The sequence below is a fragment of the Leifsonia sp. ALI-44-B genome (assembly GCF_001984125.1).
Taxonomy (GTDB): Bacteria; Actinomycetota; Actinomycetes; order Actinomycetales; family Microbacteriaceae; genus Okibacterium.
In genome coordinates, this window is sequence record NZ_MTQL01000007.1 from 1,600,944 (window position 1) to 1,625,157 (window position 24,214).

20 protein-coding genes are annotated in these 24,214 nt (G+C 68.8%); 14 read left to right on the plus strand and 6 right to left on the minus strand.

All coding sequences use genetic code 11. The annotated features are described in order from the left end of the window. The first annotated feature begins 10 nt into the window (after positions 1-10). From ALI44B_RS14435 to ALI44B_RS14445, 3 genes are read left to right on the plus strand one after another with little or no spacing between them, the layout of a single operon-like run. On the plus strand, positions 11-979 hold the full coding sequence (locus tag ALI44B_RS14435; protein WP_077055256.1) for an AAA family ATPase: 969 nt from the start codon (positions 11-13) through the stop codon (positions 977-979). A 52-nt stretch (positions 980-1,031) separates the two neighbouring features. Next, complete coding sequence (locus ALI44B_RS14440) at positions 1,032-2,462, plus strand: DUF58 domain-containing protein (protein ID WP_179100278.1); 1,431 nt, start codon at positions 1,032-1,034, stop codon at positions 2,460-2,462. Beyond that, positions 2,459-5,059, plus strand: coding sequence for a transglutaminase-like domain-containing protein (locus tag ALI44B_RS14445; protein ID WP_083710069.1), 2,601 nt, complete (start codon positions 2,459-2,461; stop codon positions 5,057-5,059). The genes ALI44B_RS14440 and ALI44B_RS14445 overlap by 4 nt, the downstream gene beginning before the upstream one ends. 82 nt (positions 5,060-5,141) lie before the next feature. Here the strand turns inward: ALI44B_RS14445 and ALI44B_RS14450 are convergent, their stop codons facing one another. The 4 genes from ALI44B_RS14450 to sdhC are packed head-to-tail and all read right to left on the minus strand — an operon-like array spanning position 5,142 to position 8,672. Further along, a complete protein-coding gene (locus tag ALI44B_RS14450) occupies positions 5,142-5,909 on the minus strand; it encodes a succinate dehydrogenase iron-sulfur subunit (protein WP_077055258.1) in 768 nt (255 codons plus the stop codon). A gap of 2 nt (positions 5,910-5,911) precedes the next feature. After that, a complete protein-coding gene (gene sdhA, locus ALI44B_RS14455) occupies positions 5,912-7,729 on the minus strand; it encodes a succinate dehydrogenase flavoprotein subunit (protein WP_077055259.1) in 1,818 nt (605 codons plus the stop codon). Positions 7,730-7,789: 60 nt separating this feature from the next. Next, positions 7,790-8,239, minus strand: a complete 450-nt coding sequence (locus ALI44B_RS14460; protein ID WP_077055260.1) for a succinate dehydrogenase hydrophobic membrane anchor subunit — start codon at positions 8,237-8,239, stop codon at positions 7,790-7,792. A gap of 13 nt (positions 8,240-8,252) precedes the next feature. After that, complete coding sequence (gene sdhC, locus ALI44B_RS14465; RefSeq protein WP_077055649.1) at positions 8,253-8,672, minus strand: succinate dehydrogenase, cytochrome b556 subunit; 420 nt, start codon at positions 8,670-8,672, stop codon at positions 8,253-8,255. Positions 8,673-8,843: 171 nt separating this feature from the next. On the opposite strand from sdhC, the gene ALI44B_RS14470 reads away from it, so the two are divergent. The 11 genes from ALI44B_RS14470 to ALI44B_RS14520 all read left to right on the plus strand — a co-directional run bounded on the left by ALI44B_RS14470 (position 8,844) and on the right by ALI44B_RS14520 (position 21,453). Continuing rightward, a complete protein-coding gene (locus tag ALI44B_RS14470; RefSeq protein WP_077055650.1) occupies positions 8,844-9,959 on the plus strand; it encodes a mannose-1-phosphate guanylyltransferase in 1,116 nt (371 codons plus the stop codon). Positions 9,960-10,475: 516 nt separating this feature from the next. Continuing rightward, positions 10,476-12,176 (plus strand): ABC-F family ATP-binding cassette domain-containing protein, encoded by a 1,701-nt coding sequence (locus tag ALI44B_RS14475; RefSeq protein WP_077055651.1) that lies wholly within the window; start codon positions 10,476-10,478, stop codon positions 12,174-12,176. A gap of 218 nt (positions 12,177-12,394) precedes the next feature. Further along, on the plus strand, positions 12,395-13,483 hold the full coding sequence (locus tag ALI44B_RS14480) for a BMP family lipoprotein (RefSeq protein WP_077055652.1): 1,089 nt from the start codon (positions 12,395-12,397) through the stop codon (positions 13,481-13,483). Positions 13,484-13,568: 85 nt separating this feature from the next. Beyond that, positions 13,569-15,077 carry an ABC transporter ATP-binding protein gene (locus ALI44B_RS14485; protein ID WP_077055261.1) on the plus strand — a complete coding sequence of 503 codons (1,509 nt, stop codon included), beginning with the start codon at positions 13,569-13,571 and terminating at the stop codon, positions 15,075-15,077. Continuing rightward, positions 15,074-16,351 carry an ABC transporter permease gene (locus ALI44B_RS14490; RefSeq protein WP_083710073.1) on the plus strand — a complete coding sequence of 426 codons (1,278 nt, stop codon included), beginning with the start codon at positions 15,074-15,076 and terminating at the stop codon, positions 16,349-16,351. Before ALI44B_RS14485 ends, ALI44B_RS14490 begins: the two co-directional genes overlap by 4 nt. Then, positions 16,348-17,646, plus strand: a complete 1,299-nt coding sequence (locus tag ALI44B_RS14495; protein WP_077055262.1) for an ABC transporter permease — start codon at positions 16,348-16,350, stop codon at positions 17,644-17,646. Before ALI44B_RS14490 ends, ALI44B_RS14495 begins: the two co-directional genes overlap by 4 nt. Next, positions 17,619-18,125, plus strand: coding sequence for a cytidine deaminase (locus tag ALI44B_RS14500; protein ID WP_286140845.1), 507 nt, complete (start codon positions 17,619-17,621; stop codon positions 18,123-18,125). Before ALI44B_RS14495 ends, ALI44B_RS14500 begins: the two co-directional genes overlap by 28 nt. After that, positions 18,118-19,443 (plus strand): thymidine phosphorylase, encoded by a 1,326-nt coding sequence (locus tag ALI44B_RS14505; RefSeq protein ID WP_077055264.1) that lies wholly within the window; start codon positions 18,118-18,120, stop codon positions 19,441-19,443. Before ALI44B_RS14500 ends, ALI44B_RS14505 begins: the two co-directional genes overlap by 8 nt. Positions 19,444-19,463: 20 nt before the next feature. Further along, on the plus strand, positions 19,464-20,594 hold the full coding sequence (locus ALI44B_RS14510; protein ID WP_077055265.1) for an adenosine deaminase: 1,131 nt from the start codon (positions 19,464-19,466) through the stop codon (positions 20,592-20,594). 77 nt (positions 20,595-20,671) lie between these two features. Next, complete coding sequence (locus ALI44B_RS14515; RefSeq protein WP_077055266.1) at positions 20,672-21,151, plus strand: PTS sugar transporter subunit IIA; 480 nt, start codon at positions 20,672-20,674, stop codon at positions 21,149-21,151. Between the two features lie 29 nt (positions 21,152-21,180). Beyond that, positions 21,181-21,453: a PTS sugar transporter subunit IIB gene (locus ALI44B_RS14520; protein WP_077055267.1), complete on the plus strand. Its 273-nt coding sequence runs from the start codon at positions 21,181-21,183 to the stop codon at positions 21,451-21,453. A gap of 212 nt (positions 21,454-21,665) precedes the next feature. On the opposite strand, the gene ALI44B_RS14525 is transcribed toward ALI44B_RS14520, so the two are convergent. Both ALI44B_RS14525 and ALI44B_RS14530 read right to left on the minus strand, forming a co-directional pair. Then, positions 21,666-23,357 (minus strand): phospho-sugar mutase, encoded by a 1,692-nt coding sequence (locus tag ALI44B_RS14525; protein ID WP_077055268.1) that lies wholly within the window; start codon positions 23,355-23,357, stop codon positions 21,666-21,668. After that, positions 23,357-24,190 carry a purine-nucleoside phosphorylase gene (locus ALI44B_RS14530; protein ID WP_077055269.1) on the minus strand — a complete coding sequence of 278 codons (834 nt, stop codon included), beginning with the start codon at positions 24,188-24,190 and terminating at the stop codon, positions 23,357-23,359. Before ALI44B_RS14530 ends, ALI44B_RS14525 begins: the two co-directional genes overlap by 1 nt. Positions 24,191-24,214: the final 24 nt, after the last annotated feature.

Below are 24,214 nucleotides of genomic sequence, written 5' to 3' on the forward strand. Positions count from 1 at the left end.
AGGACCCCTCGTGACCCTCACCCCCGAAGAGGCGCGCTGGTTCGCCAGCACCTTCGACTCCCTCGTCGCGAACGTGGAGCAGGTGCTGCTCGGCAAGAGCCACGTCGTGCGGCTGGCCTTCACCACCCTGATGAGCCGCGGCCACCTGCTGCTCGAGGACGTGCCCGGAACCGGTAAGACGTCGCTCGCGCGCGCCATCGCGGCATCCATCGACGGCACGCATTCGCGCGTGCAGTTCACGCCCGACCTGCTGCCCGGCGACATCACGGGTGTGAGCATCTATGACCAGCGCAGCGGCAGCTTCGAGTTCCACCGCGGCCCGATCTTCGCGAACATCGTGCTCGCCGACGAGATCAACCGCGCGAGCCCCAAGACCCAGTCGGCGCTGCTCGAAGTGATGGAGGAGCTGACGGTGACGGTTGACGGCACCACGCATCCGGTGCATCCGCCGTTCATGGTGCTCGCCACGCAGAACCCCATCGAACAGGCCGGAACCTACCGCCTGCCCGAGGCCCAACTCGACCGCTTCCTGCTGAAGACGTCGATCGGATACCCCGACCACCAGTCCACGATGCAGATTCTCGAGGGGGCCGCGGCTCCCGCGACCATCTCGCCCGTCGTGCCCGCGTCGACCATTCGCGACATGTTGGCCATCGCGCGCACCACCTTCGTCGACCCGACGATCAACGACTACATCGTGCGCATCGTCGAGGCCACGAGGCAGGCCGAGGAGGTGCGGCTGGGCGCGAGCGTGCGCGGGGCTCTGGCTCTGCTCGCCGCGGTGCGCACGTGGGCCGTGTCGCAGGGTCGCACATTCGTCACCCCCGACGATGTGAAGGCGCTCGCTGAACCCGTGCTCGCGCACCGGCTCGTGCTCGACGCCGAGGCGGAATACGACGGGGTGACGCCCTCGAGCGTCATCTCGCAGGTGCTCATCGATGCGCCGCCGCCCGGAGACGGGGCTGGCCGTGCCGGCTAACGAAGGGAAGGCGGGGGAGGGGACGGAGCGGAACACGAGCGGCCGCGCGGCTGTGCCCGTCGTCACACGTGCGAGCGCCGACACGCGCTCGCGCACGCGCACGAACGCGCGCACGAACGGGCGAGCGTCGACCCGGACCTCGGCGCGCGGCGCGACAGGTCTGCGCGACCTGACGTCCACGTCCCTGCGAGCCGATGCCGCAGACGACGCGGGGCTGGCCGCGAATGCTCGCCTGAGCGTGGCCCGCACGCTCCGTCGCGCTCGCCGCGCGCTCGCGCGCGCCTGGTCGGCCGTCACGGCGGTCGTCACGCCCCTCGGCTGGGCCGTCGCCGTCCTCGCGATCGCCGGGCTCGCTGCCGGCTACGCACTCGGCTGGACCGAGTTCGTCGTCATCGGCTGGGCCGCCGTCATCGCGGCCGCGGTCGCCGCTCTCTTCCTCATCGGCCGCATCCGGCACGGGGTCACGCTGCACCTCGCCGACGACCGCGTCGTCGTGGGGGCCACGGCGGTCGGCCAGCTCACGATCGGCAACCCCGGGCTCCGGCTGTTGCCGGCCATCACCGTCGACGTGCCCGTGGGCGAGGCCGCCCTCGATGTGCCCGTGCCGCCGCTGGCCCCCCGACAGCAGATCGAAGAACTCTTCCGCGTGCCGGCGACGAGGCGGGGCGTGTTCCCCGTCGGGCCGGCCCGCGCCACCCGGCGCGACCCGCTCGGGCTCGTGCGGCGCGAACACGCGTGGACCGACGCATCCGCCCTGTACGTGCATCCGCTCACGGTGTCGGTGCCGAGCCTCAGCACGGGTTTCGTGCGCGACCTCGAGGGTAGTCCGACGCGCGACCTCACGAGCGACGACGTGTCGTTCCACGCGCTGCGCGAATATGCGCCGGGAGACGAGAGGCGCAGCATCCACTGGCGGTCGACGGCGAAGACCGGGCGTTTCATGGTGCGCCAGTACGAGGAGACCCGCCGCAGCCACCTCATGGTGGCGCTCTCGGCCCGAGCCGACGAATACGCGAGCGACGAGGAATTCGAGCTGGCGGTGAGCGTCGCGGCATCGCTCGGCGTGCGCGCCATCCGAGACACGCGCACCGTCTCGGTCGTGACGGGTGAGGTAACCCCCGAGTTCTCGCGTCGCACCGTGCGGTCGGTGCGGGCCTTCGCCTCGGTCACGCCCACGCGGCTGCTCGACGACCTGGCCGCGGTCGAGCTCGAGGACCGCGCACTCGACCTCGCCGCCACGGCCCGTGCAGCCGCCGACACCATCGGCGGCATCTCGCTCGCGTTCCTCGTGTGCGGCAGCGCCACCGAACCCGCCGCCATCCGCGAGGCGGCTCGCCAGCTTCCCCTCGGTGTGGATGTCGTCGCCATCGTGTGCGAATCGGAGGGCGTGCCCGCGCAACGTGTGTCGGCGGGCCTCACGGTCGTGACGATCGGATACCTCGACGACCTGCGTCCGGCCCTCAACCGGGCGGTGGCGCGATGAGCCGCCCCGACGCGCAGAGGAGCGCGCCGCAGGCCCCCGCCTCGGGTGGCACGTCGCGGCCGACCCCGCGATCAACCCGTCGTGCGCGCGCCGGACGCCCGGGCTGGACCGGGCTTCTCCTCGGCGTGCTGGCGCCCCTCCTCGCAACGGCCGTCGCCCTCGCCGCGTTCTGGCCCGTCTACCAGTCCATCGAGTTCGTGCGGATGGCCGCCGTCACCGTCGTCGTCGGTGGCGCTCTCGCGGTGCTGGGTGCCCGCTTCCGCTGGTCGCCCCTCCTCGTCGCGGCGCTCACGGCCGCCGTCGTCCTCATCGCGGGTGTGCCCCTCGCCATCCCCAGCGAAGCGACCGCGGGCGGATGGCTGCCCACCGGTCCGGCGCTCCTGCACCTCCTCGAGGCCACGGCGCTCTCCTGGCGGCAACTCGTCACCATCGTGACCCCCGTCGGCGCCTACCAGGCCCTCCTCGTGCCCGCGTTCCTCCTCGGCCTCGTGACAACCGTGCTGTCGGCCTCGCTGGCGTTGCGGTCGCGGCATCCTCGTCTGGCCCTCGCGCCCCCGTTCCTGCTCCTGGCGGCCGCCGTCGCCCTCGGGCCGACCGAGGTGGCGCCGGCCTGGACGATCGCCGTCGGCGCCCTTCTCGTGCTCGTGTCGGCCGTCTGGGCGGTCCTCCCGCCCGCGAGGTCGACCGCTCCGGGGTTTGCCGGTTCATCGCGCGCGCCACAGAATGCCGGCCGCGCCGCAGCAGCACCCGTCATCGGCCACGCGGTGAGCCGCAGCCGCTCCGTGCGCCTCGCCGTCACGCGCGTGGCCGCCATCGCCGTCGTTCTCGCCGTGGCCCTCGCGGGCAGCACGGTTTTGGCCACGGTTCTCGCCCCCGCTTCCGATCGGGATGTCATCAGGGCCCACGTCGAGCAACCGTTCGTGCCGCGGGACTACCCGTCCCCGCTCGCCGGCTTCCGCTCCTATCTCGATCCCGCCACGCGCAACGAGACGCTCTTGACGGTCGAAGGGCTGCCGGCCGAAGCGCGCCTGCGCCTCGCCACGGTGGACACCTATACCGGAGTGGTCTACGCCGTGGGTGACGCCTCGGGCGGCTCCGGCACCGACTCCGGCGGCGCCCCAGGCAGCGCCTCCGATTCCGGCAGCGACGCCGACGGCGAAACCGTTTCGTCGTCCTCGGCGGATGCCGCTGGCTCGGCATCCGCGTCCGGCTCCGGCATCTTCACGCGGGTCCCCTACCGCCTCACGCCGACCGCGACCGGAACCCGCGTCGACCTCACGGTGCGCGTCGACCAATTCAGCGACGTCTGGGTTCCCGACGCCGGCGCGCTCGAGCAACTCCGTTTCCACGGCCCGCGCGCCGACGCCCTGACCGACAGCTTCAGCTACAACGCCGCCACGGGAACGGCCGCCGTCTCAGCGGGCCTGCGGCCGGGGGACTCCTACCGCCTCACCGCCATCCTCCCGCCCGCCACAGACGATGTGGATGTCTCGAGCCTCCGCCCCGGAACAACCGCCCTGCCCGAACCCGCCGCCGTGCCCGACGCGCTCACCGAGTGGTTGACGCGCAACGCCGTCGCTCCCGCCGCGGGTGCCGAGCCCGCCGACGGCGCCAACTCCGGCAGCGAAGGATCCGACAGCGCCGACGCCGGCACCCCCGGTGCCTCCCTGCAGCGAGCCCTCGACGCCCTCGCATCCACGGGCTACGTCAGCCACGGCATCGACCCCGACACCCCGCGCAGCGTCTCCGGACATGGCATCGCCCGCCTCGAGACGCTCTTCACCGAGCAGCCCATGGTCGGCGATCAGGAACAGTACGCGACGGCCGCCGCCCTGATCGCGCGCCAGCTGGGGTTCCCGGCCCGCGTCGTCCTGGGTTTCCGTCCGGACGGTGCCGCCGCGGGCGATACCTCCGGTCCGGTCGCCGTCACGGGCGCGGACATCGATGCCTGGGTCGAGATCCAGGACTCCTCGGGCCGCTGGGTCACGATCGATCCCACGCCCGTCGTCCGCGACATCCCCGAGCGCGCGCCCGACGAGCCGACGCCCATCTCGAAGCCGCAGACCGTCGTCCCGCCGCCCGTCGTCGAAGACCCCGAGGAGAGCACCCCGGCGGCCCCCGACAGCGAGATCTCTTACCCGCCCGCCGAGCAGCCGTGGTGGCTCGCGGCGCTCCGCATCGTGCTCACGGTGGCGGGCTGGACCCTCCTCGTCGCGGCACTCCTGGCGGCACCGTTCCTGGCCGTCATCGCTGCGAAGGCCCGTCGCCGCCACACCCGGCGCCGGCGAGGGAGTGCCGACGCCCGCATCCGCGCCGGCTGGCTCGAAGCGCGCGACACGGCCGTCGACTACGGCATCGACATCCCGGCCTCGGCAACGCGTCGCGAAGCCGCTGCCCGCATCGGCAGCAAGACGGCCGTCACGCTGGCCTCGGTCGCCGACCGGGTGTCGTTCTCACCCGACCGTCCCGACGACGACGACGCCGACAAGGTCTGGCAGGGTGTCGACGAACTCCGCCGCCGCGTCGCGGAAAGACACACCCGACGCGAACGCCTCCGCGCCCGCATCGCCCTCACATCCCTCCGCCGCCCGCGCTAGCCCGCCCGCCCGCGCTCCGCCCACGCAAAACGCCCGCCCGCACCTCTCGGCACGAACGGGCGTTCTCAGCGGGGCTGACGCGTCAGGCGCGGCCGCGCATCACGGCCTGCTTCACTTCGGCGATGGCCTGCGTCACCTGGATGCCACGGGGGCACGCGTCGGTGCAGTTGAAGGTGGTGCGGCAGCGCCACACGCCTTCCTTGTCGTTGAGGATGTCGAGGCGCACGTTCGAGGCGTCGTCGCGCGAGTCGAAGATGAATCGGTGCGCGTTGACGATCGCGGCGGGACCGAAGTACTGCCCGTCGGTCCAGAACACGGGGCAGCTCGACGTGCACGCGGCGCACAGGATGCACTTGGTGGTGTCGTCGAAGCGCGCACGGTCGGCGACCGACTGGATGCGCTCCTTGCCGGCGCCCGGCTTCGACGTGGCCTGCAGGAAGGGCTGGACTTCGCGGTAGGAGGCGAAGAACGGCTCCATGTCGACGACGAGGTCCTTCTCCAGGGGCAGACCCTTAATGGCCTCGACGTAGATCGGCTTCGAGATGTCGAGGTCTTTGATCAGGGTCTTGCAGGCGAGACGGTTGCGGCCGTTGATGCGCATGGCGTCGGAGCCGCAGATGCCGTGGGCGCACGAGCGACGGAACGTGAGCGAACCGTCCTGGTCCCACTTGATCTTGTGCAGCGCGTCGAGGATGCGGTCGGTGGCGAACATTTCGACGTCGTAGTCGACCCACTTGGGCTCTTCGTCGACCTCCGGGTTGAACCGGCGGATGATGAGCGTGACCGTGAAGGGTTTGAGGGCGTCGTCGGCGGGGGCGTCGGCGGGAGCGTCGAGTGTGGCGGTAGCCATGTCTAGTACTTCCTCTCCATCGGCTGGTAGCGCGTGATCGTGACGGGCTTCCAGTCGAGCGTGATGTGGTCTGCCGCGTCGGACGACAGGGGGTCGCCGGTCAAGTAGGCCATGGTGTGTTTCATGTAGTTCTCGTCGTCGCGCTTCGGGTAGTCGTCGCGCATGTGGCCGCCACGGCTTTCCTTGCGGTTGCGAGCGGAGTAGACGACGACCTCGGCGAGGTCGAGCAGGAAGCCGAGTTCGATGGCCTCCAGCAGGTCGGTGTTGAACCGGCGACCTTTGTCTTGCACGGCGATGTTGCGGTAACGGTCGCGCAGGTTGTGGATCGTCTCGGTGACCTCGGCGAGCGACTCGTCGGTGCGGAACACCTGTGCGTTGCGGTCCATGTGCTCTTGAAGCTCTTTACGGATGGTCGAGAGGCGCTCGGTTCCGTTGGAGTTGCGGGCGTTCTCGACGAGCTCCTGCACGAAGGCGGCCGGGTTCTCGGGCAGCGGCGTGAAGTCGACGTTCTGCACGTATTCGACGGCGTTGTTGCCGGCGCGTTTGCCGAACACGTTGATGTCGAGCAGCGAGTTGGTGCCGAGACGGTTGGAGCCGTGCACGGACACGCAGGCGCATTCGCCGGCGGCGTAGAGGCCGGGCACGACGGTGTTGTTGTCGCTCAGCACCTCGGCGCGCACGTTGGTGGGGATGCCGCCCATGGCGTAGTGCGCCGTGGGCATGACGGGCACGGGTTCGACGACCGGGTCGACGCCCAGGTAGGTGCGCGCGAACTCGGTGATGTCGGGCAGCTTGGTCTCGAGCACCTCGGCCCCGAGGTGCGTGCAGTCGAGGTAGACGTAGTCCTTGTGGGGGCCGGCGCCGCGACCCTCGGCCACCTCTTGCACCATGCAGCGGGCGACGATGTCGCGCGGCGCGAGGTCTTTGATGGTGGGGGCGTAGCGCTCCATGAAGCGCTCACCCGAGGCGTTTCTGAGGATGGCTCCCTCACCGCGCGCACCCTCGGTGAGCAGGATGCCGAGGCCGGCCAAACCGGTCGGGTGGAACTGGAAGAACTCCATGTCCTCGAGCGGCAGGCCCTTGCGCCAGATGATTCCGACGCCGTCACCCGTGAGGGTGTGCGCGTTGGAGGTGGTCTTGTAGATCTTGCCGAAACCGCCCGTGGCGAAGATGATCGCCTTGGCCTGGAAGACGTGGATGTCGCCCGTGGCGAGTTCGTAGGCCACGACGCCCGACGGCTTCTTGACGCCGTCGACCTCGGTCATGATGAGGTCGAGCGCGTAGTACTCGTTGAAGAAGTTGATGCCGAGACGCACGCAGTTCTGGAACAGCGTCTGCAGGATCATGTGTCCCGTGCGGTCGGCGGCGTAGCAGGCGCGGCGCACGGGCGATTTGCCGTGGTCACGCGTGTGCCCGCCGAAGCGGCGCTGGTCGATCTTGCCCTCGGGCGTGCGGTTGAACGGCAGGCCCATGTTCTCGAGGTCGATGACGGCGTCGATGGCCTCTTTGGCGAGGATCTCGGCCGCGTCCTGGTCGACCAGGTAGTCGCCACCCTTGACGGTGTCGAACGTGTGCCACTCCCACGAGTCCTCTTCGACGTTGGCGAGGGCCGCCGCCATGCCACCCTGTGCCGCACCGGTGTGCGAACGCGTGGGGTAGAGCTTCGAGATGACGGCCGTCTTGGCGCCGGGCCCGGCCTCGATGGCGGCGCGCATTCCGGCGCCGCCCGCTCCGACGATGACGATGTCGAATTGGTGGTAGTGGACTCCGTCGATGACGGTGGATTCAGCGGTCGTGTCGGCCGAGAATGATGAGGTCACAGGTACATCCGTAATTCTGGTGGGTGGTGAAGCGGGGCCGGAACTCGTCGTTCAGAAGGTCTAGCTCGTGGGGCAGAAGGACGCGACCAGGTCGGCGGGGGCACCGGCGGGGCACGGGTCGAACGTGAAGACCACGAGCGTGCCGAGCACGATGAGCACGACGGCCGAGACGAAGATGGCGCCCTTGAGGATCTTGCCGACCGTCTGGTTGCGCGAGTAGTCGTTGACGAGGGTGCGCATGCCGTTGGAGCCGTGGATGAGCGCGAGCCACAGCATCGCGACATCCCACCACTGCCAGAACGGGCTCGAGAGCTTGCCGCCCACGAACGCGAAGTCGATGGCGCTCACGCCGTCGCCCACCATGAGGTTGACGAAGAGGTGACCGAAGATGAGCACGACCAGCACCACACCGGAGGCGCGCATGTAGATCCAGCCCCACTTCTCCCAGTTCACGCCTTTTTTGGGCGCCGGGCGGATGGGGGTGCGGGGGGCGTCGATTGTCGTCGTCATGATCTGGCCCCTTCTAGTGCGAGAACACGTTGATCAGGTGCCGGGGCACGAAACCGAGCATGGTGACGACCCACAGGCCGATAACCACGTAGAACATGACCTTCTGGTACTTCGAGCCCTTGGACCAGAAGTCGATCAGGACGATGCGCAGGCCGTTGTAGGCGTGATATGCGATCGCGCCGACCAGGGCGACCTCACCGAGGCCCATGATGGGCGTCTGGTAGGTGCCGATGACGGCGTTATAGGCCTCGGGGGAGACCCGGATGAGGGCCGTGTCGAGGATGTGGACCAGCAGGAAGAAGAAGATGGCGACACCCGTGATTCGGTGAAGCACCCACGACCACATGCCTTCGCGACCGCGGTACAGAGTACCTGCGGGTCGTTTGGGACCGGACTGAGTTATCGGTGGAGTCCCTGCCGTCTTCAGTGACACGAACGACCCTCCCTGACTTTTGCGGCTGACGGTGGCCGTCATGGCCTCCGTCGCGTCAAATCGGCGCGTAATGCAAGTCTATGTCGTTCACCTGGGGAGCGCCGGTTAGGTGTGCCTAAGAAGCGGGGTCGAATGCGGGGAATCGTCACGCGCCGCCGCTATGGTGAGGGCATGACGACTGCCCTCGAACGCTTCTACAGTGTGATCCCCGCCGGTGGCATTGGTTCCCGCCTCTGGCCCCTGTCCCGTGCCGATGCACCCAAGTTCTTGCACGACCTCACGGGGTCGGGCCAGTCGTTGTTGCGCGCCACCTGGGATCGCCTCGAGCCGCTCGCCGGTCCCGACCGCATCATGGTCGTCACGGGCCGGGCCCACCGCGCCGCCGTCGAGGGCCAGCTGCCCGACCTCCACGACCACAACATCGTCCTCGAGAGCGACCCGCGCGACTCCACGGCCGCGATCGCCCTGGCCGCGGCCATCCTGATGAAGCGCGAACCGGATGTCATCATCGGCTCGTTCGCGGCCGACCACGTCATCCGCGGCGACCGTCTCTTCCGCAGCACGGTCACGCAGGCCGTGCAGACGGCCGAGGCGGGCTACATCACGACCATCGGCATCCAGCCCACCGAACCAGCCATCGGCTTCGGCTATATCAAGACGGGCACGCAGCTCGACGTCCCGGGTGCCGAACTCGCCACCAAGGTCGACTCGTTCGTCGAGAAGCCCGACCTGAAGACGGCCAAGCGCTACCTGCACTCGGGGGATTACCTCTGGAACGCGGGCATGTACATCTCGCGCGCCGATGTGTTGCTCGCCGAACTCGAGCGGCACGAGCCCGAGATGCACGCACTCGTCGTCGAGCTCGCCGAGGCCTGGGATGATCCCGCGACGCGTGGCCCGGCCGTCGACCACATCTGGCCGCGCCTGAAGAAGATCGCCATCGACTACTCGGTGGCCGAGCCCGCCGCCGCCGCGGGTCGCCTCGCCGTCATCCCCGGGCACTTCGACTGGGACGACGTGGGCGATTTCGCCTCGCTCGCCAAGCTCAACTCGTCGGGCCGCAAGACCGACCTCGCCATCCTGGGCGAGAACGCCCGCGTGCTGTCGGATGCCTCGAGCGGAATCGTCGTCAGCCAGTCGAACCGCGTCATCAGCCTCATCGGAGTGACCGACATCGTCGTGGTCGACACCCCCGACGCGCTCCTCGTCACCACGAGCCAGAACGCGCAGCGGGTGAAGAGCGTCGTCGATGCGCTGAAGCTGTCGGGTCGCGACGACGTCCTCTAATCTTGCATATCGGTTTCGGCCGGGGTCTGGCATCGCGCCGCCCCGGCCGTTATCGTTGGTGCCATGAAGTTGTAACGTCGGCACATCCGGCCCGTTCGCGGTTGCGCTCCCCGTCTCGTTCCCGAGGTCGTCGGTCGAGCGAAGCACCCGGCGGGCATTTCAGATCCGGATGCCGACGCTCGTGCCCTGCCCCGGGCGCCGTGCCCTCCTGCCGCTCGCCGTCGCTCGTTCGCGCGTCCCCGCGCCCGAAGCGTCGATCGCGCCCGGCCGGAAACGGTGACGACCGGCATCCGCACGTGAGGACCCCTCGGGTTCGTCGGCTCCGCCCCACGAAAGGCGGTCCCCATGCGACCACAGCACGACACCCACTCATCCTCGGCACGAACGAACGAGGTTCACTCAGACGAAACCGAGGCCGCGACGAAACGACCCCTCACAACTGCCGCCACCGGGGTCCCGGCGGCGACCGACCCTGTGGCGGCGACCAACCCCGCGGGCGTGCCCGACACTGCGAGCGTGACCGGAACATCAGCTCTCGTCGACTACCTCAAGGTCAGTCACATCGACCGGCGCTTCGGCGACCGCCGGGTGCTCGCCGACGTCTCGTTCGCCGTTGCAGCGGGCAACCGCACGGGCCTCGTCGGCGAGAACGGTTCGGGAAAATCGACCCTGCTCGGCATCATCGCGGGCGAGGCAGAAGCGGATGCGGGAGACATCCTGCGCCCCGTTCGCACCGGCTACCTGCCGCAAGAGGTCCGGTACGAACGCGGCGAGAGCGTCGGGGCCCTGCTCGAACGCGCGCTCGCCGAGGTGCGCGGTCTTGAACGCGAGCTCGAGGAAGCGGCGGCGGCGCTGGGCGAGGGCACCGAGGCATCCGCCCGCCGTTTCGATCGAGCGTTGACGGCGGCCGAACGCGCGGATGTCTGGTCGGCCGACGCGCGTCTCGCCGAGGCCGTGCAGGCGCTCGGGGTCGACTCGATTCCGCGGCACCGCTCGCTCGACGACGTCTCGGGCGGCCAACGCTCGCGCCTGGCCCTGGCGGCTGTGCTGACCTCGCGGCCGACGGCCCTGCTGCTCGACGAGCCGACGAACCATCTCGACGACGAAGCCGCGGCGTTCCTCACGCGCGTGCTGCACGGATGGTCGGGGCCCGTGCTCTTCGCGAGTCACGATCGTGCCTTCCTCGACGAGGCCGCGACGACACTGGTCGATCTCGACCTGCGCGATTCGGCTGACGGGGTGACCCAGTTCGGGGGCGGTTTCTCGGAGTATCTCTCGGAGAAGCGGTTGGCCAGGGAGCGCTGGGAGCGCCGCTTCGCCGACGAGCAGGACGAGCTCAACCGGTTGCGCGGCGAGGCGCAGGAGACGGCCCGCGCGGTCTCGCACAACGCCCCGATCTCGGACAACAACAAGATGGCGTTCGGGATGCGCGGCGACCGCGTGGTGCAACAGATCAGTCGCCGCATCCGCAACGCCGCCGGCCGGCTCGAACGCCTCGAGGCCGAGCAGGTGCGCAAACCGCCGGCGCCGCTGACATTCCAAGGAATCCCGGCGGGCACGACGGTGTCGGCGAACGAGGGGGCGCTGGTCGGCCTGCGCGACGTGGAGGTGCCCGGGCGTCTCTCGCTTGAACGGCTGACCGTCGCGCCGCGCACGCGCCTGCTCATCACGGGCGCCAACGGCTCGGGCAAGTCCACCGCGCTCGCCGTCCTCGCCGGGCGTCTGCCGCTGACATCCGCGCATGCCCGTTCGGATGCGGGGGCCACAGGCTCGCAGGCGAACGGGCCCGCTCATGACGCCGATCCTGCCGGCCGGGGCATCCGGCGCCAGCGCCCGGGCCTGCGCGTCGGCCTGCTCGAACAAGACGTGCGATTCCCCGATGCGAATGCCTCGCCACGCCGTCTCTACGAACGCACGCTGGGCGAGCAACGCGCCGAGCGCACGCCCCTCGTCTCGCTCGGCCTCGTGGCGCCGCGCGACCTCGACCGACCCGTCGGCGTGCTCTCGGTGGGGCAGCAACGACGCCTGGCGCTGGCGCTCATCATCGCGCGGCCGCCGCACCTCTTCCTGCTCGACGAACCCACCAACCACCTGTCGCTCGCGCTCGCGACAGAGCTCGAGGAAGCGCTCGACTCCTACCCGGGCGCCGTGGTGCTGGCGAGCCACGACCGGTGGCTGCGGCGGCGCTGGGAGGGGCAGGTGCTGTCGCTCGTCTGAACAGTGCAGTGCGCAGGCGCGCGGGCGATTTTCCCCAGCTGCTCATGTGAGCAGACCCGTGCACCACCCAATTGTTTCGGCCTAATATCCGGTGAGGAACTGCTTTGTAACGCTTCTGCGGCAAAGCCCGACCCGGCATCGTGGCCTCCGTAACATTGGGTAACGTATGCCCATATGGCTCCGAGAAATCTTCCGGAGCAGCATTCATGGAGGAAACCTTGACAATCACATTCCGTAAGGCAGCAGCGAGCTCCCTCGCCGGTGTCGGACTCGTGGCACTTCTGGCCGGCTGCGGATCAGCACCGTCGTCGGACAACACCTCCGGTGGTGCCGCCGCTTCCGACTTCCTGCCGTGCATCGTCTCCGACGCCGGTGGCTTCGACGACAAGTCCTTCAACCAGTCCTCGTACGAGGGTCTGGTCGAGGCGGCCGACACCCTGGGCGTCGAGCCCAAGGACGTCCAGTCCGACAAGGAAGACGACTACGCCCCGAACATCACCAACCTCGTCGACCAGGGCTGCAACCTGATCGTCACGGTCGGATTCGCCCTCGCCGACGCCACCAAGGCCGCCGCCGAAGAGAACACCGACGTCGACTTCGTCATGCTCGACGACAACTCGATCGACCTCGAGAACGTCAAGCCCGTCGTCTACGACACCGCCCAGGCCGCGTTCCTCGCCGGCTACACGGCCGCCGCCTACTCGAAGACCGGCGTCGTCGGCACCTTCGGTGGCATGCAGTTCCCGACCGTCACCATCTTCATGGACGGCTTCGCCGATGGCGTGAAGTACTTCAACGAGCAGAAGAGCAAGGACGTCAAGGTCGTCGGCTGGGATGTCGCGGGCCAGACCGGCTCCTTCACCGGTGGCTTCGAGGCCAACGACACCGCCAAGCAGCTCGCCAACGCGCTCATCGACCAGAACGCCGACGTGCTGCTGCCCGTCGGTGGCCCGATCTTCCTGTCGGCCATCGAGGCCGTCAAGGACTCGGGCAAGGACATCGCGATGATCGGTGTCGACGCCGACCTCTACGAGACCGCCGCCTCCGACAACGCCCTCTTCCTGACCTCGGTCCTGAAGCAGATGAAGTCCGGTGTCACCGACATCGTCGAGGCGGCCGGTAAGGGTGACTTCGACGCCGCTCCCTACGTGGGCACGCTCGAGAACGACGGCGTGGGAATCGCCCCGTTCCACGACTACGAGTCCAAGGTCCCCGCCGACCTGCAGGGCGAGCTCGACACCATCAAGGCCGGCATCATCGACGGCTCGATCACGGTCGAGTCGCCGTCGTCGCCGAAGTCCGAGTAACACCCGCACACAGCACCAAGGCGAGGGGGGCCCAGCCGCAGGCTGGGCCCCCCGACCCGTTCTCTACGACGTAGGATTCAACAACATGAAGCTCGAACTGCGCGGCATCACGAAGAGATTCGGATCTCTCGTAGCCAACGACCACATCGACCTGGTGGTCGAACCGGGAGAGATCCACTGCCTGCTCGGCGAGAACGGTGCTGGCAAGTCCACCCTGATGAACGTGCTCTACGGCCTCTATCAGGCCGAAGAGGGCGACATCCTGCTCGACGATCGAGTGCAACACTTCGAGGGCCCCGGTGACGCCATGCGCGCCGGCATCGGCATGGTGCACCAGCACTTCATGCTCATCCCCGTCTTCACGGTCGCCGAGAACGTCATGCTCGGGCACGAAGAGACCAAGGCCGGCGGCCGCCTCAACCTCGACGCCGCCCGCGCCCGCGTGCGCGAGATCTCGGCCCGCTTCGGCTTCGACGTCGACCCGGATGCCCTCGTCGGCGACCTGCCCGTCGGCATCCAGCAGCGCGTCGAGATCATCAAGGCCCTGTCCCGGGATGCCTCGGTCCTCGTGTTCGACGAGCCCACCGCCGTGCTCACGCCGCAAGAGACCGACGAACTCATGACGATCATGCGCCAGCTGAAGAGCGAGGGCACATCGATCGTCTTCATCACCCACAAACTCCGCGAGGTGCGCGAGGTGGCCGACCGCATCACGGTCGTGCGTCTCGGCAAGATCGTCGGCGAAGCATCCCCGACCGCCTCGAACTCCGAGCTCGCCGCCCTTATGGTGGGCCGCAACGTCGAGCTCACGGTGCACAAGGAGCCCGCGCGCCCGGGCGCCGCCAGCCTGGTCGTCGAACACCTCGACGTGATCGACGCCAACGGCATCAAGGTCGTCAACGACGTCAGCTTCGAGGTGCACGAGGGCGAGATCCTGGCGATCGCCGGTGTGCAGGGCAACGGCCAGACCGAGCTCACCGAGGCCATCCTCGGCATCCAGCCGCGCACCAACGGTTCGATCAGCCTGAACGGCACGCGCCTCAACGGCCAGAGCGTGAAGAAGGTGCTCAACGCGGGCGTCGGCTTCGTGCCAGAAGACCGCACGCACGACGGTCTCGTGGGCGAATTCACGATCGCCGAGAACCTCATGCTCGACCGCAGCGACCAGCAGCCCTTCGTCAAGGGCGGCACGCTGCAGCTGAAGGCCCTCAACGACTTCGCCGAGGAGAAGAAGCGCGAGTTCGACATCCGCGCCGAATCGATCAACACGCACGCGGGCCGCCTGTCGGGCGGAAACCAGCAGAAGGTCGTGCTGGCGCGCGAACTGAGCCGCGAGCTGAAACTGTTCGTGGCCTCGCAGCCGACGCGCGGCATCGACGTGGGGTCGATCGAGTTCGTGCACAAACGCATGGTCGAGACGCGCGACGCGGGGGTTCCCGTGATCGTCGTGTCCACCGAACTGGACGAGGTGGTGGCCCTGGCCGACCGCATCGCCGTGATGTACCGCGGGAGCATCGTCGGCATCGTTCCAGGGGATACCCCGCGAGACGTACTGGGCCTCATGATGGCCGGAGAAACGGGAGTAGCCGCGTGAGCGACAACAACCAGCAGAACACCCCGGCGCCGGCCTCCAAGCCCGCGCCGAAGCCCGACACCGAGGCCCCCCGCTCGAACAAGATCCTCAACGAGATCCTCGGCGGCAGCTTCCTCATCTCGATCCTGGCCGTGCTGCTGGCGCTCATCGCCGGCGCCATCCTGATCGCCGCCACCAACGAAGACGTGCAGACGGCATCCGGCTACTTCTTCAGCCGCCCCGGCGACACGCTCGGCGCCATCTGGCAGGCCGTCTCGGGCGCCTACTCGGCGCTCTTCCAGGGCTCGGTCTACAACTTCCGCCGCGACAGCTTCGCCGACGGCATCAAGCCGCTCACCGAGACGCTCACCTTCGCCACACCGCTCATCGCGGCCGGTCTGGGTGTCGGCCTCGCGTTCCGCGTGGGCCTCTTCAACATCGGTGGCCGCGGCCAGATGCTCATCGCGGCCGCGTGTGCCGGATGGGTCGGCTTCTCGTTCCAGCTGCCCGCGCCGTTGCACATCACCCTCGCCGTCCTGGCGGGCATCGCGGGTGGCGCCATCTGGGGCGGTCTCGTCGGCTTCTTGAAGGCCCGCACGGGAGCCCACGAGGTCATCCTGACCATCATGCTCAACTACGTGGCGTTCTACCTGATCAGCTACATGCTGCGCACGCCCGGCCTGCTGCAGGCACCTGGTTCGCCCAACCCGAAGTCGCCGCCCATGGCCGAGACGGCCGTGTTCCCCGCGCTCTTCGGCTCGAAGTACAACCTGCATCTCGGCTTCATCCTCGTCATCATCGCAACCGCGCTGGTGTGGTACCTGCTCAACCGCTCGAGCCTCGGCTTCCGGTTCCGAGCCGTGGGTGAGAACCCCAACGCGGCCAAGGTCGCGGGTATCGACGTGAAGAACACCTACGTCTACGCCATGCTCTTCTCGGGCGGCCTCGTGGGTCTCGCCGGCGTCTCGCAGGTGCTCGGCACCGTGACGGGTGGCTTCTCGGGCGGCATCGACGCGGGCATCGGTTTCGACGCCATCACCGTGGCGCTGCTCGGACGCTCGAAGCCCATCGGCATCTTCTTCGCCGGCATCCTGTTCGGCGCGTTCAAGGCCGGCGGATTCTCGATGCAGGCCGCCGAGGGTGTCCCCGTCGACATCGTCGTGGTCGTGCAGTCGCTCATCGTGCTGTTCATCGCCGCGCCGCCGCTCGTGCGCGCGATCTTCTTCCTTCCGAAGCCCGGCGGCCGCGCCCGCAGAGTGCTTCCCAACGTTTCGAAGGAGGTGGCCGCGAAATGAGCGTCACCACACCCAACACCCCGCACGAAACGGTCGACCCGGTCGACGACGGCCTCGAGAAGGCGGTCGTGAAGAAGTGGAAGGCTCCCATCGCCTTCGCCATCTTCGTCGTCATCTCGGCCCTGCTGTTCTTCGTGGCCCGCCGCGACGGCGTCACCGAGCTGCGCCTGTCGGCCGAGAACGACGCCATCCAGCTGCCCTCGATCGAGGCCCCCGTCATGCCGACGGGCATCGTGGTCGTCATCCTGCTCGCCCTGATGACCGCCGCGGCGTTCTGGCTCGCGAACCAGGCCAAGCGCATTCCGCTGTGGCTGACTGCGGTCTTCGGCTTCGTCTTCATGTACGGCTTCCTCACCTGGGCCGGCGCCGACAAGTCCATCCCCATCACGGGTCTGCTCCTGGGCAGCGTCGCCCTCAGCGCGCCGCTCATCTTCGGTGCGCTCGGCGGCGTCATCTCCGAGCGCGTGGGCGTGGTCAACGTGGCGATCGAGGGTCAGTTGCTGGCGGGCGCGTTCCTGTCGGCGTTCGTCGCCTCGATCACGCGCAACCCGTTCGCGGGTCTGCTCGCGGCCATCGTGGCCGGTGTGCTCGTGAGCTTCGTTCTCGCGGCCTTCGCCATCAAGTACCTGGTCGACCAGGTGATCGTCGGCGTCGTGCTCAACGTTCTGGTGGCGGGGCTCACGAGCTTCCTCTACTCGACCGTGTTGTCGTCGAACACCGAGGCTTTCAACACGCCGCCGCGTCTGCCGCGCATCCCCATCCCGCTGCTGAGCGACATCCCCATCCTGGGCCGCGTGCTGTTCGACCAGACGATCATCATCTACCTGATGTACATCGCCATCGCACTCGTCTTCTACGGCCTGTTCTTCACCAAGTGGGGCCTGCGCCTGCGCGCCGTCGGTGAGCACCCGCAGGCCGCCGACACGGTCGGCATCCGCGTGAACTCGACCCGCTTCTGGAACGTCTCGATCGCGGGCGCCATCGCGGGCCTCGGTGGCGCCTACTTCACGCTCGGCTCGGTCGGTGGGTTCACGAAAGAGATGACGGCGGGTGCGGGCTTCATCGCCCTGGCCGCCGTGATCTTCGGCCGCTGGGACCCCATCCGCGCCACGCTCGCGGCCCTGCTCTTCGGTTTCGCGACCAACCTGCAGAACACGCTCGGCGCCATCGGCTCGGGCGTGCCGAGCGAGTTCCTGCTCATGCTGCCCTACCTCGTGACGATCTTCGCGGTCGCCGGCCTCGTCGGCCAAGTGCGAGGGCCCGCGGCATCCGGCAAACCGTATATCAAGTCTTAGCAAGCGACAGGTCGGAGAACCACACGATGAGTCAATCAACCATGCATTCGAGCGACGAGGTGCACTCGGGCGATATCGACTGGGGCCAGCTGCGGGATGCCGCCATGGAGGCCATGCAGAAGGCCTACGTGCCCTACTCGAAGTTCCCCGTCGGCGTGGCCGCCATCGCCACCGACGGACGCATCATCGCGGGTTGCAATGTCGAGAACGCCAGCTACGGCCTGACGCTGTGCGCCGAATGCGCGCTCGTCTCCACGCTGCACCTCACGGGCGGCGGCCAGCTCGTGGCCTTCACCTGCGTCGACGGCCAGGGCAACACGCTCATGCCGTGCGGCCGCTGCCGTCAGCTTCTCTACGAACACGCCGTTCCGGGCATGCTGCTCGAAACCCTCAGCGGAATCCGAACCATCGACGAGGTGCTGCCGGATGCGTTCGGCCCCCGCACCCTCAACGCCTACACAGAAGAGAACCATGAGTAACACGACCCCCGCCGCATCCGCTTCGTCCGCCGTCGAGTCCTTCGACGCCGTCGACCTCATCCGCACCAAGCGCGACAAGGGCGAGCTGTCGACGGCCGAGATCGACTGGCTCATCGACGCCTTCACGCGCCGCTATGTGGCCGACGAGCAGATGTCGGCCCTCGCCATGGCGATCCTCCTGAACGGCATGACGCGCCGCGAGATCCGCGATATGACGCTCGCGATGATCCGCTCGGGCGAGACCATGGACTTCTCGAACCTCGGCAAGGTCACGGTCGACAAGCACTCCACGGGCGGCGTCGGCGACAAGATCACGCTTCCCCTCATGCCCCTCGTCGCGTCGTTCGGCGTGGCGGTGCCGCAGCTCTCGGGCCGCGGCCTCGGCCACACGGGCGGAACGCTCGACAAGCTCGAGTCGATCCCCGGCTGGCGCGCCGAGATCTCGAACGAGGAGATGTTCGCCCAGCTGCGCGACGTCGGCGGCGTCATCTGCGCCGCGGGCAAGGGACTCGCCCCGGCCGACAAGCGGCTCTACGCGTTGCGCGACACGACGGGAACGGTCGAGGCCATCCCGCTCATCGCATCCTCGATCATGTCGAAGAAGATCGCCGAGGGCACCAGCGCGCTCGTGCTCGACGTGAAGTTCGGCTCCGGCGCGTTCATGACCGACTACGACAAGGCGCTCGAGTTGGCGCAGACCATGGTCGACCTCGGCAAGGATGCGGGCGTCAACACGTCCGCGCTGCTCACCGACATGAGCGTTCCCCTGGGGCTCGCCATCGGCAACGCCAACGAGGTGCGCGAATCGGTCGAGGTGCTCGAGGGCGGGGGACCGGCCGACATCGTCGAGCTCACGGTCGCCCTGGCGCGAGAAATGCTCACCCTGGCGGGCCAGCCCGATGCCGACGTCGAGGCCGCACTGGCCGACGGTCGTGCCATGGACACGTGGCGTCGCGCCATCCGTGCCCAGGGCGGCGACCCGGATGCGGCGCTCCCCGTCGCGCGCAACACCCACACGGTCACGGCCGACGCCGACGGCGTGCTCGGCAAGCAGGAGGCGCTGCCCTTCGGCATCGCCGCCTGGCGTTTGGGCGCCGGACGCGCGCGGCAGCAGGACCCGGTGCTGCACGCATCCGGCATCGACCTGCACGCCAAGCTCGGCGACACCGTCACGAAGGGCCAGCCGCTGTTCACGCTGTCGGCCGACGACGAGGCCCGGTTCCCGCGCGCACTCGAGGCGCTCGAGGGCGCCTACGAGATTCACGCCCCCGGAACCGTGGTGCACCGCTCGCCCCTCGTCGCTTCCCGCGTGTCCTAGGTCACGGGTACGCTGAGACCGTGACTACGACCGAAGAATTCCTGCTCCCCGGCGGCATCGACCTGCGCCAGCTGCCCAAGATCTCGCTGCACGACCACCTCGACGGCGGCCTGCGTCCCCAGACCATCCTCGAGCTCGCCGACGCCCACGGCGTCGACGTTCCGGCCGGCACCTCGGCCGAGCTCGCGCAGTGGTTCCTCGACCAGTGCAACGCCGGCAACCTGCCCGACTACCTCAAGACGTTCGACCTGACCATCGCGGTCATGCAGACGCGCGAGGGGCTGGCCCGCGTGGCCCGCGAGTTCGTGCAAGACCTGGCCGAAGACGGCGTCATCTACGGCGAGATCCGCTGGGCTCCCGAGCAGCACCTGCAGCAGGGTCTGTCGCTCGACGAGACCGTCGAGGCCGTGCAAGAGGGCATCGAGCAGGGCATCGACGATGTCTCGCGCGAGGGCTTCGACATCCAGATCGGTCAGCTCATCACGGCCATGCGCCACGCCGACCGCGGCCTCGAGATCGCCGAGCTGGCCGTGCGCCACCGCGAGAACGGTGTCGTCGGCTTCGACATCGCCGGCGCCGAGAAGGGCTTCCCGGCCTCGAAGCACCGCGCGGCGTTCGACTACCTGCAGTCCGAGTTCTTCCCCGTCACCGTGCACGCGGGCGAGGCCGACGGCCTCGACTCGATCAAGAGCGCCCTGATCGACGGCCGCGCGCTGCGCCTCGGTCACGGTGTGCGCATCGCCGAAGACATCCACACGGTGCGGTCAGACGACGAGAACCAGTACGTCTCGCTCGGCCCGATCGCCCAGTGGGTGCGCGACCGCGAGATCCCGCTCGAGACGAGCCCGTCGTCCAACCTGCAGACGGGTGCCGTCGAGCAGTGGGGCGAGGACCTGATCGACCACCCGATCGACCTGCTCTACCAGCTGGGCTTCCGGGTCACGGTCAACGTCGACAACCGCACCATGTCGGGCACCACGCTCACGCGCGAACTCGGCCTGCTGTCCGACGCGTTCGGCTACGACCTCGACGACCTCGAGACGTTCCAGCTCAACGCGGCCGCCGCGGCCTTCCTGCCGATCGAAGATCGCGAAGAGCTCTCCGAGGCGATCGAAGAGGGCTTCGAGGACGCCCAGAACTCACTCTCCTGACAGCCGCGCCGACCCCGGACGGGCTACTCTGACAGGGTGGCCCGCCCCGGGCCGAGCGCGACAGGATGTGTGATTTCATGACCCTTCCCCCTCTTCCGGACAACGCTGTGCGGTTGGGTGTCACGGTCGACGACTGGCGAGGAGCCATCCGTGCATCGGGTGACGCCCTCGTGGCGGCCGGCGCGACGCTCGACGGCTACACCGACCGCATGGTCCAGGTGATCGACGAGTTCGGCAGCTACATCGTCATCGCCCCCGGGCTCGCCCTGGCACACGCGCGGCCCGGCCCCGACATCCTGAGCGACGCGCTCTCGGTGGTCACGCTCGCCGAGCCCGTGTCGTTCGGGCATCCGCACAACGACCCCGTGCGCGTCATCCTCGGCCTCGCCGTGACGACGCCGGACAGCCACGTGACGAGCGTTGCGAGCCTCGCCAACGTGTTCAATGACAGCGCCGCCATCCCCGCCCTGGCCGACGCGCAGAGCGTCGACGAGGTGCGCTCGGTGCTCGGCATCCCGGCCGGTCCGGCCGAGTCCACCGGCCACCCCCAAGCCTGACCGTCCGTCTTTTAGGAAGAGAGCCCACGATGAAGATCGTCGCCATCTGCGGTGCCGGGGTCGGCACCTCCGCCATCCTCAAACTCAACGCCGAGCGCGCGCTCGAGCGTCTCGACCTCGAGGCGGATGTCTCGGCGACCGACGTTGCGAGCGTGCAGACGGTCGGCGCCGACGCGCAGATCATCCTCACCTCGCCCGAGTTGGTCGACCGCATCGGCAAGACGTACGCCGACATCATCGTCATCGAGAACTACTTCGACCTCGACGAGCTCACGCGCAAGCTCGAGATCGCGCTGGGCTGAGGCGACCTCGCGCCGCGCTGCGACGCACGCCGGCGGCAAGGCGACCGTCGGCACAACAGGTCATGTCGTGAGGCAGCCTCGACCGGGCCCGACCGACAAGGCAGGCTGACAGGCAGACAGGCGACACGCCGCAACAAGGAAAGGCCGCCCGATCAGATTCGGGCGGCTTTTCCTGTGTGCGAGAAGCGATCGTGCTGCGCCCGCTCGTGCGTCTAGCGCGCGATGACCTCGTCGGCGATGCGCTGCAGATCGGCGCGCAGGGCCTCGATGCGGTGCGCCGCGGCCTCGGGTTCGCTCTGCTCGCTGCGCGCGTCGAGATAGAACTTCAGCTTCGGCTCGGTGCCAGAGGGGCGGGCCATGACGCGTGACCCGTCGGCGAGGTGGAAGCGCAACGCGTCGGTGGGCGGCAACTGCTCGAAACCGTCGCTTAGGTCGTCGATCTGCTCGACCTTCACGCCGCCCAGCTCGGCGGGCGGCTGGTCGCGCAGCGCGGCCATGATGCGGCCGATGATGGACAGATCCGTGACACGGATCGACAGCTGACCGCTCGCGTAGACGCCGAACGTTTCGGCGAAGCGCGCGAGCAGCCCCGCAACGTCGGTGCCCGCCGTGTGCGCCTCGGACGCCAGGTCGAGGAACGCCAGCGCGGCCGAGATGCCGTCTTTATCGCGCACCACGCTCGGGTTCACGAGATAGCCGAGGGCTTCTTCATAACCGAAGACGAGCCCGGGCACGCGCGACACCCACTTGAATCCCGTGAGCGTCTCGGCGAACCGCAGCCCGTGGGCCTTGGCCACCTCGCCGAGGGCGGGGGAGGAGACGATCGAGCAGGCGAGCACGCCGTCCACGCCGTCGCGTTCGGCCTGCTGCGCGGCGTGCCAGCCGAGCAACCAGCCCACCTCGTTGCCGGTCAGCTGGCGGAACCCGGCGGGCGCGGCGGTATCGGGGATGGCGACTGAGAGGCGGTCGGCATCGGGATCGTTCGCGATCACCAGGTCGGCGTGCGCGTCGCGCGCGGCCTGGAACGCCAGGTCGAGCGCGCCCGGTTCTTCGGGGTTGGGGAACGACACGGTCGGAAAAGCGGGGTCGGGGTCGCGCTGCTCGACGACCGGTTCGACGGGCGGGTACCCGGCGGCGTCGATCACGCGCGAGAAGGTCTCCCATCCGACGCCGTGCATAGCCGTGTAGACGACGCGCAACGGCGAGTCGAAGGAGCGAACGGGCCCGGCGGTCGCGGCGACATAGGCGTCGACGACATCCTCGCCAGCCGTCTCATACGCCGTCGAGCGCGGCAGCTCGAGCACATTGCCCGTCTCGGCGACACGCAGGATGTGGGCGGCGATATCGGCGTCGGCGGGCGACACGATCTGCGAGCCGCGATCTTCGTCGCCCAGGTACACCTTGTAGCCGTTATCGGCGGGCGGGTTGTGGCTCGCGGTGACCATGACGCCGGCCGAGGCGTTCAGGTGCCGCACCGCGAACGCCAGCACGGGAGTTGGCAGCAGGCGGGGCAGCAGGATGGCGCGCACCCCGGCCCCGGCCATGAGCTCGGCCGTGTCGGTGGCAAAGACGCGCGAGTTCTTGCGGCCGTCGTAACCGATGACGACGCTCGCCGTCTGGCCGGGCGCAGCGCGCTCGATGAGGTAGGCGGCGAGACCCGCGGCGGCCTGCGACACGAGCACGCGGTTCATGCGCGCCGATCCGGCCTCGATGCGCCCGCGCAGCCCGGCCGTGCCGAACTCGAGTCGCGTGTCGAAGCGTTCGTGCAGTTCGTCGAGCGCGATCTCGCTGCCTGCCTCGGCATCTTTCAGCAGCAGTTCGATCTCGGTGCGCGTCTCGTCGTCGGGGTCTTGCCCCGCCCAGGCACGCGCGGCCTGCACCACCTGGTCGCGGTCGAGCGTCATTACAGCGCCCCCACGATGCGGGCGAGCAGGGCGCTGATCACGGGCTCGGCTTCGCGGCCGGCCTCGATGACCTCTTCGTGCGACAGCGGCGTCTTCTGGATGCCGGCAGCCAGGTTGGTGATGAGCGACATGCCCAGGATCTCCATGCCGGCCTGGCGGGCGGCGATCGCCTCGAGCGCCGTCGACATGCCGACGATGTGCCCGCCGATGGCCTTGGCCATCTGCACCTCGGCCGGGGTCTCGTAGTGCGGCCCGCGGAACTGCGTGTACACGCCCTCGTCGAGCGACGGCTCGATCTCGTGCGCGAGCTGGCGCAGGCGGCTCGAGTACAGGTCGGTCAGGTCGATGAAGGTCGCGCCCTCGAGCGGAGAGTCGGCCGTGAGGTTGATGTGGTCGCTGATCAGCACGGGCGTGCCGGGCTTCCAGTGTTCTTTGATGCCACCGGCGCCGTTGGTCAGGATCATGGTGGTCGCACCCGTCGCGGCGGCCGTGCGCACGGAGTGCACGACGCGGCGCACGCCGTGGTTCTCGTAGTAGTGGGTGCGGGCGCCGATGACGAGCGCGCGCTTGCCGCTCGGCAGCAGGATGCTGCGCAACGTGCCGGGGTGGCCGGCCAGGGCGGGCTTCGAGAACCCGATGATCTCGTCGGCCGGGATGGTGGCCGTGGTCTCGCCGAGCAGTTCGGCGGCCTTGCCCCAGCCGCTGCCGAGGGTCAGGGCGATGTCGTGGCGGTCGACGCCGGTCTTCTCGGCGATCTGGGCCGCAGCGTTGCGGGCGATCTCGAAGGGATCGGTGGCCGGATCGTCGAGGGGGTGAGAGAAGTGTTCAGACATGAATCCACTCTATTGGCTGGCGCG